Annotated in this window: 10 protein-coding genes; 5 read left to right on the top strand and 5 right to left on the bottom strand. The window is 69.8% G+C overall.

Features of this window, described 5'->3' with window-relative positions; genetic code table 11:
* Positions 1-36: 36 nt before the first annotated feature.
* Both OG300_RS04550 and OG300_RS04545 read right to left on the bottom strand, forming a co-directional pair.
* Positions 37-2748, bottom strand: coding sequence for a GNAT family N-acetyltransferase (locus tag OG300_RS04550; RefSeq protein ID WP_405492441.1), 2712 nt, complete (start codon positions 2746-2748; stop codon positions 37-39).
* A complete protein-coding gene (locus tag OG300_RS04545; RefSeq protein WP_405492439.1) occupies positions 2741-3979 on the bottom strand; it encodes an acetoin utilization protein AcuC in 1239 nt (412 codons plus the stop codon). The genes OG300_RS04550 and OG300_RS04545 overlap by 8 nt, the downstream gene beginning before the upstream one ends.
* Before the next feature lie 201 nt (positions 3980-4180).
* On the opposite strand from OG300_RS04545, the gene OG300_RS04540 reads away from it, so the two are divergent.
* Both OG300_RS04540 and galE read left to right on the top strand, forming a co-directional pair.
* Entirely contained in the window at positions 4181-4867 is a 687-nt protein-coding gene (locus tag OG300_RS04540) for an iron dependent repressor, metal binding and dimerization domain protein (RefSeq protein WP_405492437.1), read from the top strand.
* 3 nt (positions 4868-4870) lie between these two features.
* Entirely contained in the window at positions 4871-5851 is a 981-nt protein-coding gene (gene galE / locus OG300_RS04535; protein WP_405492435.1) for a UDP-glucose 4-epimerase GalE, read from the top strand.
* 73 nt (positions 5852-5924) lie between these two features.
* Here galE and OG300_RS04530 read toward each other — a convergent pair whose 3' ends face one another.
* Together OG300_RS04530 and OG300_RS04525 are read right to left on the bottom strand one after the other, a co-directional pair.
* Positions 5925-7478: a DUF4192 family protein gene (locus tag OG300_RS04530; protein WP_405492434.1), complete on the bottom strand. Its 1554-nt coding sequence runs from the start codon at positions 7476-7478 to the stop codon at positions 5925-5927.
* 166 nt (positions 7479-7644) lie between these two features.
* The gene (locus tag OG300_RS04525; protein WP_405492432.1) at positions 7645-8052 is read right to left on the bottom strand and encodes a VOC family protein; all 408 of its coding nucleotides are present in this window, start codon (positions 8050-8052) and stop codon (positions 7645-7647) included.
* 91 nt (positions 8053-8143) lie between these two features.
* On the opposite strand from OG300_RS04525, the gene OG300_RS04520 reads away from it, so the two are divergent.
* Complete coding sequence (locus tag OG300_RS04520; RefSeq protein WP_405498470.1) at positions 8144-9094, top strand: helix-turn-helix transcriptional regulator; 951 nt, start codon at positions 8144-8146, stop codon at positions 9092-9094.
* Positions 9095-9216: 122 nt separating this feature from the next.
* Positions 9217-9729 carry an Ig-like domain-containing protein gene (locus OG300_RS04515; protein WP_405492430.1) on the top strand — a complete coding sequence of 171 codons (513 nt, stop codon included), beginning with the start codon at positions 9217-9219 and terminating at the stop codon, positions 9727-9729.
* Positions 9730-9795: 66 nt separating this feature from the next.
* Here the strand turns inward: OG300_RS04515 and OG300_RS04510 are convergent, their stop codons facing one another.
* On the bottom strand, positions 9796-10503 hold the full coding sequence (locus OG300_RS04510; protein WP_405492428.1) for a sensor domain-containing protein: 708 nt from the start codon (positions 10501-10503) through the stop codon (positions 9796-9798).
* Between the two features lie 204 nt (positions 10504-10707).
* Between OG300_RS04510 and OG300_RS04505 the strand changes: the two genes are divergently transcribed.
* Positions 10708-11664 (top strand): proteasome assembly chaperone family protein, encoded by a 957-nt coding sequence (locus tag OG300_RS04505; protein WP_405492426.1) that lies wholly within the window; start codon positions 10708-10710, stop codon positions 11662-11664.
* Positions 11665-11690 lie beyond the last annotated feature (26 nt).

Below are 11690 nucleotides of genomic sequence, written 5' to 3'. Positions count from 1 at the left end.
CTCTCCAAGAACGTCGGCAACTGGTTGCGCTGTGGTTCAGCCCATTCGACGCGGCCCGATATCGAACCGATTGGGTTCCGGCCCGATTCGTACCCGGGCATAGAGCACGGCCGCGCCCTCCGGCGAGGCCAGCACCGGCTCGCACTGCAACTCTCGCACTTCCGGCAGATCGTCGCAGAGCGCGGAGATGCGCTGCGCCACCTCGGCGAGCGCGGCACGGTCCACCGGCTTGCCGATATCGCGGCCACCGACCGTGCCCGACAGCAGCGGCGCGGCGCGTGGCGCGTCGATGAGTTCGGCCGACTCGGCCTCGGTCAGCGGCAGCGCCCGGTACACCCGGTCACCGAGCAGATCGATGATGGTGCCCGACAGTCCGAAGCTGATCACCGAGCCGAACGACGGGTCGTCCTGCACCCGGAAGGTGCAGCCCACGCCCTTGATGGCCATGCGCTGGATGTGCACCGGATTGCCGGAGATCTCCGCCAGATCGGTGTAGGCGCGGCGCACCGCGTCCGCACGCCACAGATCCAGCCGCACCCCGGTGAGATCCGGTCGGTTGCGCCACATCTCGCCGGTCGCCTTGGCCGCGACCGGATAACCCAGCTCCTCGGCCGCGACCACCGCGGCGTCGACATCCTCGACCTGGCGGAACTCCACCACCGGAATTCCGTAGCAGCCCAATAGTTCCGCAGCCTGTAGGTCGGTGAGCCAGTGCCCGGCCTCGTCGGACATCCACTCGGCCACCAGTTCTCGGGCCCGCGCGGTGTCGACACCCTCGGGGCGCGCCACCGGAGAGAGTGGGCGGGTGCGCCAGTCGGCGTAGCGGCGCACCCGGGCCAGGGCGCGGGCCGCCCGCTCCGGATCACCGTAGGACGGAATGGATCCGCGCTCCAAGATGCCGCCCAGGCCGCGGGTGGCGAGCAGATTGGACATGCCCTGATCGGCGACGAAGGTGGTGAGAACCGGTGTGCCCGGGCCGGATTGGGCTCCGGAGCGGATCGCCTCCGCGTAGGAGGCGACCGCGGCGGGCACGGGCGGGGAGTAGATCACGATGACCGCGTCGACGTTCGGGTCGGTGACCGCCGCCGCGACCGCCGTCAGGTAGTCGGCCGGACTGGCCTGCGGGCCGAGGTCGTCGGGTTCGGCGACATCGAGTCCCTCACCGCGCGCGGCGTCGACGGCCAGCCAACTGAGCGCGGCACTGTTGCCGATCACCGCCAGGCGCGGGCCCTCCGGCAGTGGCTGATAGGCCAGCAGCATGGCGCAGTCGAAAAGCTCGGTGATGGAGTCGACCTGGATGATTCCGGCCTGCGCGAACAGGTTGCGCACCAGCGAGCGGTCCAGGTCCCGGTCACCGTCGATGCGGGTCACATTGCGGCCGCTGTTCACCGCCACAATGGGTTTCGTGTGCGCCACCCGCCGGGCGATGCGAGAGAACTTGCGCGGGTTGCCGAACGTCTCCAGATACAGCAGCACCACATCGGTGGCCGGATCGGTGTCCCAGTACTGCAGCAGGTCGTTGCCGGAGACGTCGGCGCGGTTACCGGCGGAGACGAAGGTGGACAGGCCCAGCTGGCGGGCGGCGGCCTCACCGAGGATGGCCGCGCCCAAAGGCCCGGACTGGCAGAAGAATCCGATCCGGCCGCGACCGGGCAGCACCGGCGCGAGCGTCGCGTTGAGGGCGATGGCCGGATCGCTGTTGGCGATGCCGAGCGCGCTGGGCCCCACCACCCGCATGCCGTGTGCGCGGGCGGCCTCGACGAGTTCACGTTCGGCCTCGTAGCCGCGCGGGCCGGTCTCGGAGAATCCGGCGGTCAGCACCACCAGGCCCTTCACGCCCTTGGCCATGCAGTCGTCGAGCACCGAGCCGATCTCGGCGGCGGGCACCGCGATCACCGCGAGGTCCACCTCGTCGGGGATATCGCGCACGGTCGGGTAGGCGCGCACGCCCCGCACCGCGGTGCGATTGCGGTTCACCGGGAACACCGGCCCCTGATACGCACCCGAGAGCAGGTTGGCCAGCACCGCGCCGCCCACCCGGCTGGTCGACGGTGTCGCGCCGATCACCGCTACCGACCTGGGCGACAACAGGTTTCCGACGCTGCGTGCCTCCGAGGCGCGTTCGCGCGAGTCCCGCACCGATTGCAGGGCCTCGGAGGGGTCGATGGCGAACTCCAGGTGCAGCACCGAACCGTCGCGGCTGCGCTGCACCTGATAGCCCGCGTCCCGGAAGACCTGGACCATGGCGTTGTTCTCGGCCAGCACCTCGGCCACGAAGGTCTCGATGTGGTTCTCGGCGGCCGCGCCCGCGAGGTGTTCGAGCAGGATCGACCCCAGCCCGCGGCCCTGGTGTCCGTCGGCGACGACGAACGCCACCTCGGCCGCGCGCGGCCCCTCGCGGTCGGCGAGGAATTCATAGCGGCCGACCGCGATGATCTCCTCGCTCAACTCCACGACCAGGCCGACCCGGTCCCGGTAATCGACGTGGGTGGTGCGGTAGAGGTCCTTCGGCGTCATCCGCGGGTACGGCCCGAAGTAGCGCAGATAGCGGGTGCGGTCCGAGAGCCCGGTGTGGAAGCGCTCCAGCGCGATCGCGTCGTCGGGGGTGATCGGGCGCAACCGGACCACGCCGCCGTCGGAGGCCAGCACGTCGGCGAACCAATGTTCCGGCGGCGGAGGCGGATTCACCGGGGTGCCCGGCGTATCGGCGGGCAGCGGCGGATAGGCGGGCGCGGCGGGGTCAGTCACGAGGATCCTCCGGATCCAGGCCGAGCAGCCCGAAACTGGCTCGGCGCGTTGCCAATATGGATGTGTCCAGGGCCCGGCGCGCGCGGTCGGCTCGCTCGTCGCCGGTGTCGCGGCCGCCGCCGGGACCGTCCCAGCGGGCGAACCCGATGTCCGCGCCGTCGCCCATGGTGCCGGGGACCGCGACCATGGGCGCGTACCGCCCGACCTGCTCACGCCATTGCGGCGGAGTCGCGGTGGCCGGATCCACGGTGCGGTCCAGGGCGATCGCCAGCAGATGAGTCCAGGCGCGCGGCACCACGCGCACCAGTCCGTACCCGCCGCCGCCAACCGCGAGCCAGCGGCCCTCCGCGTACTGGTCCGCGAGTTCGCGCATGGCCAGGAAGGCCGCGCGCTGCCCGTCGATGCTGAGGTCCAGGTCGGCCAGCGGATCCTCGCGGTGGGTGTCGACACCGCACTGGCTGATCACGATCTGCGGACGGAAGGCGGCCAGCGCGCCGGGCACCACCGCGTGGAAACCGCGCAGCCACAACGGATCCCGGGTGCCGGGCATGATCGGCAGGTTGATCGCGGTGCCCTCGGCCGCGCCCGCGCCGGTCTCCTCCGGCCAGCCGGTGTTGGGCCACAGCGTCGCCGGATGCTGATGGATCGAGACGGTCAGCACCCGCGGGTCCCCGTAGAAGACCCGCTGCACGCCGTCACCGTGGTGCACGTCCACGTCGATATAGGCGATGCGGTCGAACCCGTTGTCGAGCAACCACGAAATAGCCACCGCCACATCGTTGTACACACAGAACCCCGCAGCCGAGGCCGGCATGGCGTGATGCATGCCACCACCGATGCTCACCGCGCGCCGGGTGCGGCCCGCCGCGATCTCCTGCGCGGCGGCCAGGGTGCCGCCGACGATCACCGAGGCGGCCTCGTGCATCTGCGGGAAGATCGGGTTGTCGGCCGAGCCGAGACCGTAGGGCGGCGCGGCCGGGACCGGGCCAGACGGTTGCCGAGCGTGCTTGACCGCCTCGATGTAGTCGTGGGTGTGAACTCGCAGCAGTTCGGAGTCTCCCGCCGCGGTCGGGGTCAGCTGCTCCACCCCGTCCAGCAACCCCAGCCCCTCGGCCAGTGCCATCGTGAACTGTAGTCTGACCGGCCGCATGGGGTGCTCGGGCGTCCAGGTGTAGTCGAGGAACCGATCGGTCCAGACAACGGTTCCGTCACCGCGAGCTCGGCCAGGCATACCTGCCACGCTAGTGCGTCGCCGGAGTTCGTAGGCTTTGGACACCGCAACGCTGTCGTACCGCGGTGGCAGACTCCGCCTCGAATACGCAGGGAACACGCTGCCCGTCCTGGGTGTTGACTGTGCGTTCGCAAAATAAGCTGTCGCCCGGTGCAGCCGCCGTGCATGGGTAGAATTCGTGCCGACGAAGGGGTTTAACAGGTGAAGGATCTGGTCGACACCACGGAGATGTATCTCCGTACCATCTACGACCTCGAGGAGGAGGGTGTGACGCCGTTGCGCGCTCGCATCGCCGAGCGCCTCGAGCAGAGCGGACCCACGGTGAGCCAGACGGTCGCGCGGATGGAGCGTGACGGTCTGCTCAGCGTTGCCGGAGATCGCCACCTCGAACTCACCGACAAGGGCCGTGCCATGGCCGTCGCGGTGATGCGCAAGCACCGGCTCGCCGAGCGGTTGCTGGTCGACATCATCGGCCTGGAGTGGGAGAACGTCCACGCCGAGGCCTGCCGCTGGGAGCACGTGATGAGCGAGGAGGTCGAGCGCCGCCTGGTCGAGGTGCTCAACCACCCCACCACCTCCCCCTACGGCAACCCGATCCCGGGCCTGGACGAACTGGGCATCGCGCCCAACCTCAATGCCGAGGAGCGCCTGGTGCGCCTGAGCGATCTGCCCGTCGGACAGTCGCACGCGGTGGTGGTGCGCCGACTCTCGGAGCACATCCAGACCGACCCCGAGACCATCAATCAGCTCCGCGAGGCGGGTGTGGTCCCCGACGCCCGTGTCACCGTGGAGTCCAAGCCGGGCGCGGTCATCATCGTGGTGCCCGGGCACGATGGATTCGAACTGTCCGACGAGATGGCGCATGCCGTCCAGGTGAAGTTGGTCTGATACGTGAAGCTTCTGGTCACCGGAGGCGCCGGGTACGTCGGCGGCGTCTGCGCACAGGTTCTGCTCGAGGACGGCCACGAGGTCGTGGTGGTCGACGATCTGTCCACCGGCAACGCCGACGGAGTGCCGGCCGGAGCCAAGTTCGTCGAGGGCGATATCGCGACGGCGGGCGTGGAACTGCTGGCCGCCGAATCCTTCGACGGTGTGCTGCATTTCGCGGCCCAGTCGCTGGTCGGCGAGTCGGTGGTGGCGCCGGAGAAGTACTGGCACGGCAATGTGGTCAAGACGCTGACGCTGCTCGAGGCGATCCGCGCGACCGGCACGCCGCGGCTGGTGTTCTCCTCGACCGCGGCCGTCTACGGCGAGCCCGAACAGGTGCCGATCGTCGAGGACGCGGCCAAGCAGCCGACCAATCCCTATGGCGCCTCGAAGCTCTCGATCGACTACGCCATCACCTCGTACGCGGCGGCGCACGGGCTGGCGGCGACCAGCCTGCGCTACTTCAACGTGGCCGGCGCGTACGCCGGTCTCGGCGAGAACCGCATGGTGGAAACCCATCTCATCCCCCTGGTGTTGCAGACCGCGCTGGGTCAGCGCGAGTCGATCTCGGTGTTCGGCACCGACTACCCGACGCCGGACGGCACCGCGGTGCGCGACTACATCCACATTCGCGATCTGGCGCAGGCGCATCTGCGGGCGCTGGCGCAGTCGCAGCCGGGTACGCACCGCATCTTCAATCTGGGCAGCGGCACCGGTTTCTCGGTGCGCGAGGTGATCTCGTCCTGCGAGCGGGTGACCGGCCTGCCGATCCGCTCGATAGACGCACCGCGTCGCGCCGGTGATCCGGCCGTGCTGATCGCCTCCAGCGCCAAGGCCGTCACCGAACTGGGCTGGCAGCCCGAGCACACCGATCTCGACGAGATCGTCTCCGACGCCTGGGCATTCCTGCGCTCGCTGGGCGATCGCGCGCACAGCGCGCGCTGACTCCACCTTCCGGTCCCGGAGCCGCTGTTCCCAGCGGCCCCGGGACCGTTGGCTTTTCGCAGGCCGGGCGCGGTCATCGCGGCTGCTCCGACCCGAGGGCGAAGCCGAGTCCCGCGGCGGCCTCCCGCCCGGAGTCGGCCAGCCGCCGCAGCCGTTCGGGCCGCATGCCCGTTTGCAGGCCGATATCCAGCAGCGTCGCCATCCGATGGTCCGGATCCGAGTTCAACGCGGCCTCCAGGGCGACTCCGGCCAGCGGGCCGTCGCCACGCACGTAGGCGCAATAGCCCAGCAGCGCGGCCGCTTCGGCGCGATCCGGGTCGGGCAGAGCGCGGGTCAGTTGCAGCCACAGGGCTTCCGCCCCGTGCGCGTGCGCGCCCGGCGCGAGCCCGAACATGATGTCGCGCAGCGCCGAATCCCGCAGCGCTACCGCCACCTCGGCCAGTTCGTCCGGCGCGAGCCGGGTTCCGACGGCCGCGGCCTCGACCGCGCGCAGCACCCGTTCCAGTTCGGCCCGCAATCGCGCCTCGGGATCGTGGCCGCGCGCCGGACTCCCCGACTGTCGCGCGGCCGCCACCGCGGCGAGCGCCATCGCCCGCTCGGTCTGCTCCAACAGCACGGGGTCGACCTCGACCGCCGCGACGAGCTCCTCTCGCGACCCACGCAGCGGCCGACCTTCGAGCACCTGCCGCAGGGTCACCAGCGAGGCCGCCGGATCCGGTTGCAGCCCACACCGCGCCGGACCCGCCACGGTCCACCAGGGCAATTCGGCCCCGATGGCCCGCATCGCCCACGCCCCGCCCAGCGGCACCCCATCCACGTCGAGCCGATGCTCCAGCGCCGCAACGAGATTGCGATGCTTGCGCGCCCGCACTCCCCGATGCCGCCCACTGGGCAGCGTCGCCCGGTCATCCACGATCAGCGCCAACGCCGCCACCGCCCGATGCCGAGCACAGATCCCCGCCACCCGCTCGATCAACATCCCGGTGGCCGTCCGCCCCGGATTGTCGAGATCCATCCGCGTAACCACCTCCACCGCAGCCGCATCCGCCAACCCCGCGTCCGCCCGCAGCACCGCCACCACCAGCGACCGCCACGGCACGAACCCGAGCATGGCCGGAACCGCCGCGATCAACTCCCCGGGATCACGCAGCCGGGTCTCGGCTTCGGGCGAAAGCTCCGGCGCGGGAACGAGATCCGTCGAGCCGCCGCCCACCGATTGCCCCGATGCCGTCAGCGCGCCGTCTCCCACGAGTTCGACCGATGCCGGGGCAGGCCCACGTGGCCGCACGCCGGCAGTCGGCGAGGGCTCGATCGTCGGGAGGGCGGCCGCTGCCGAGGTTGGTTTGGCGGTCACCGTGGGCTCGGCGGGCGGCGGCGGGTTCGCGGGCGGCGGAAGCTCGGTCGGCCGTACCCCGCCGGTCCCGCTCGACCCGTTCGGCACGGTGGGATCGGCGGACGATGAATGGTCGACGGACAGTGGGTATTTCGTCAGCCGGACCCGGCCGGTCGGCGTCCCGGGCTCTCCGAACGCGATCGGCACGGAGGGCTCGGTCGGATGGTCGGGGCCGGTCGGGGCGATCGGGTGGGACGGGTCGGTGGCCGGGTTCGACTCGGTGGGCTTTGTCATGACCCGAGCGTGCGCCGGGGGTCGATCGGTGCCGCGGCGGCGAACTGGGGTTTTCCGGGGCCTGTGGATGGCCGGGATCGGGTGGGCGCGCCGTGGAGTATTCGGCGCGCCCGTGACCGTCGTGGGGCTGATCTGTCGGTGGCCGGTGTTACTGTGCCGCGCTCGGCTATTCGGGGTGGGACTGGGCGAGGATCTCGAGGTAGTGGGGGTTGGTCATGATGCCGAGGACGTTGCCGAAGGGGTCGACGACGGAGGCGGTGACGAAGCCGGTGCCTTCGCCGCGTTCGATGATGGGTTCGTGGACGGTGGCGCCGAGGTCGAGCAGGCGCTGGAAGGTGGCGGCCACGTCGTCGACGTGCCAGTTCAGGATCTGGCCGCCGGGCTGATCGGGGCTGGTGGGGGCGAACTTCTTGTTGATGATGCCGAGTTCGGCCTGGTAGTCGCCGATGCGGAATTCGTAGTACGCGCCGGGCACCGTGAAATACGGTGCGACGCCCAGGAATTCGCTGTACCAGTCCTTGGCCGCATCCAGGTCGTCGGCGAAGTAGTTGACGGTGGCCATTCCGCGCAGCATGTGAGTTCTCCTCGGTCGGTGCTGGTGATATTTCAATGATCGGCCCCAAAGTGCTCACCGAATGAGCACTTTTCCGGGCAATATTTCCGGTATGCGCGCGGATCGATTGGTGGCGGCCCTGTTGTTCATGCAGACCCGGGGCCGGGTGACCGCCGCCGAAGTGGCGGCCGAACTGGAGGTTTCGGTGGCCACCGCACGCCGGGATCTGGAAGCCCTGTCCGCGGCGGGTGTTCCGGTGTACCCGCAGTCCGGGCGGGGTGGCGGGTGGGCATTGGTGGGTGGCGCCCGCACCGATCTGAGCGGGCTCACCGCCACCGAGGCGGAAGCGCTGTTCCTGCTGCTCGGTCCGGTGACCTCGGGCAATCCGGCCACCACGGTGGCGATGCGGAAGCTGTTGCGGGCCTTGCCGCAACCGTTCCGGCTGGAGGCCGAGGCGGCGGCGGGCGCGGTGGTGGTGGATTCGACCGGCTGGGGTGAGGCGGTCGAACAGGCCCCGGAACTGGTCCGGCAGTTGCAGCGGACCGTGGTGCGGCGACAGCGGATTCGCGTGGACTACCTACGCAAAGGCGAACGCACACCACGCGAGGTGGATCCGTGGGGCCTCGTCGACAAGGACGGGATCTGGTACCTGGTGGCGGGCACCGAGCGCGGCCAGCGCACCTTCCGGGTGGATCGGATCGCCGCCATGGAGGTCATCGGCGAGAATGCCCCGCGCCCGGCCGATTTCGATCTGTCGACGGCCTGGTCGGCGGTGGTCGAGGAGATGGAGCGCAACCGGTCCGCGCTGTCGGCGACGGTATTGATCTCCGCCCGGCTGGCCCCGGTGCTGAGCCATCAGCAGGGACGACACTGCGTACTGGAGGGTCCCGTCGAAGACGGCCGGGTGCGGGCCCAGATCGCCGCGCCGACGCCCTTGATGATCGCCCAGCAACTGGCGGGCTGGGGCGCCGCGGTCGAGGTGGTGGAGCCGGAATCGGTGCGCGCGGAACTGGTCCGACTGGGCACGGAATTGATCGCTGGAAATCAGCCCGCGTCAGAGTAAACGCTGCATAGTCATAGGGTAACCGAATCATGTTGCAGCAGTTTCCGTTTCGTAAAACATACCGGTCAGCCGCTGCTACAGTCCGCCCCGGCGCCCCTGGAAAGCGCCGGAAGGAAGATCAGATGAGTAGAACAATGTCCGGAGCCCTCGGGGTCACCGCGCTGGCCGGTCTGGCCGCCGCGGTCCTGGCGGGTCCGGCGCAGGCCGACTTCAACAGCGTGACCGTCGTCGGATTGCAGAGCGGCACCTCGTGTTCCGTGGCCACCGGCTGCACCATTCAGGCACAGGTCGAGGGCGCCAGCGTCCTGACCCCGGTGGAATTCCTGGTCGACGGCACCAGCCTGGGCACCGCCACCCCGGCGCTGACCGGCATCAACTGGACCGCCTCGCTGGCCTGGCATCCCACCGATGCCCGCACCTACACCATCACCGCACGCCAGGGTGGTTCGTCGGTCTCGGTCTTCACCAATGTCCCGGCGGCCGGGTCGACGTCGTGCTCGCTGTTCCCCACGGGCTCGTCGAACTCGGGTTCGGGCGCGATCTCCGGCTCGGGCACCACGGGTTCGTTCGGCACCGGTTCGGCGAATTCGGGTTCGGGCGGTTCCGGGTCGGGTGGGTCCGGCTCCGGCTGCTGATCCGGTCCGGGAGCCGAATAAAGGCAGGGGTCGGCTCCCCCTCCGAGGGCGGCACCCCGCGCGGTGTCAGCCCTTGCGCACTTTGCGCAACGCGGTCGTGAACAGCGTGTCCAGCGCCTCGCTGTCGGATGCCGCGTCGCCGGAAGACATGTAGGTGACGTTGATTCGCACGTCACCGATCTGCCCGAGCAGGGTCTGCATCTTGCGGGTCAGCCCGGTGCCGGTGGTCGCCGAGGCCACCGTGCGGCGCACGGCCAGGGTGTCGTCGGCGTTCGCGGGCGGCGGCGGGTCGAGTTCCGTGGTGACCGTCGAACTGGTCCCGGTATGCGTCACCCGCACAGTTCCGCAGCGCTGCAACTGATCTCGCAGCGCCGAGAGCGGCTTGTCGGACCGCGTCAATTCCACGGTCAAGGTGGCGCGAGTGCTGTCGTCGGTGCCGACCGCGACGGCCGGACCACCGGTGGGCGCGGCGGGCGCGCACGTTCCCGGATCCGCCTGCGCCCCCGGCAAAATGCCGTCCAGATCATTGGCGGCCTGGCCCGCCGCCTCGGGCGGCAACGCGAGCGCGGTGTAGCGGGAAGGAAACTGCGACGGGTCCGGCAGCAGCTTGGTGAGCCCGCTGTCATTGCTCACCGCGGTGATCGGACTGCGCGAGGCGATCGGATGACCCGACACCTCGGTCCCGCAGGCGGCCAGCAGGCAACCCAGTACCGTGACTCCCACGGCGCGGACTGGCCTGCGGCACATGCTGGCAGCGGGATCGGGCATGGTCATCTCGTCCACTATGCCGAAAATCTGCTGTTCACACCGAATGCCACGCCGCGCGCCGGGTACGTCGGGAATGCGTGTCCCCGTCGCCCGCGTTGCACCGCTGGTGCGGGCGGCGCGCGGCGCGAGTGTGGCTGATGCGCAGCCCGTGTGCCCATGAGGGACAATGTGGATGGTCGCGAATGTGGGCCACGCAGGAAGGAGTACGCGATGGACTACGAGTCGCGAATGTACGAGCTGGAGTTCCCGGCTCCGCAGCTGTCGTCCGACGACGGCTCGGGTCCGGTTCTGGTGCACGGCCTCGAGGGTTTCACCGACGCCGGTCATGCGGTCCGCCTGGCCACCACGCACCTGAAGGAAAGCCTCGAGCACGAGCTGGTCGCCTCGTTCGACATGGACGAGTTGCTGGACTATCGCTCGCGCCGTCCGCTGATGACGTTCAAGACCGACCACTTCTCCGACTACACCGAGCCGGAACTGAGCCTGTGGGCGCTCAAGGACACCACGGGCACGCCGTTCCTGCTGCTGTCCGGGCTCGAACCGGATCTGCGCTGGGAGAAGTTCGTCACCGCGGTGCGCCTGCTGGCCGAACAGCTGGGCGTGCGCCGCACCATCGGGCTGAGCGCCATTCCGATGGCGATTCCGCACACCCGTCCGCTGGGTGTCACCGCGCACGCCAGCGACACCGACCTGATCGGTGATCATCAGCGCTGGCCGGGCGAGCTGCAGGTCCCGGGTAGCGCGTCCTCGCTGCTGGAGTACCGGATGGCGCAGCACGGTCACGAGTCGGTGGGCTTCTCGGTGCATGTCCCGCACTACCTGACCCAGACCGCGTATCCCGAAGCGGCGCAGACCCTGCTGGAGAACGTGGCCGAGAACGCCGGTCTGGAACTGCCGCTGGCAGCGCTGACCGATGCGGCCGCCCGGACCCGCGAGCAGGTCAACGAGCACATCGCCGGTAACTCCGAGGTGGAAACCGTGGTGCAGGCGCTGGAACGCCAGTACGACAGCTTCGTCACCGCGCAGGAACGCCAGTCGAGTCTGCTGGCCAGCGAGAGCGAGCTGCCCACCGGCGACGAGCTGGGCGCGGAGTTCGAGCGTTTCCTGGCCGAGCAGGCCGGTTTCAGCGAAGGCGACAATCCGGACGAGAATCCCCCGCTCCGCTGAGGGGTGCCGGAGCAGCGGATATCACT

It is taken from the genome of Nocardia sp. NBC_00511 (assembly GCF_045161165.1).
Lineage (GTDB): Bacteria > Actinomycetota > Actinomycetes > Mycobacteriales > Mycobacteriaceae > Nocardia.
This window is presented reverse-complemented; position numbering and strand designations above follow the sequence as displayed.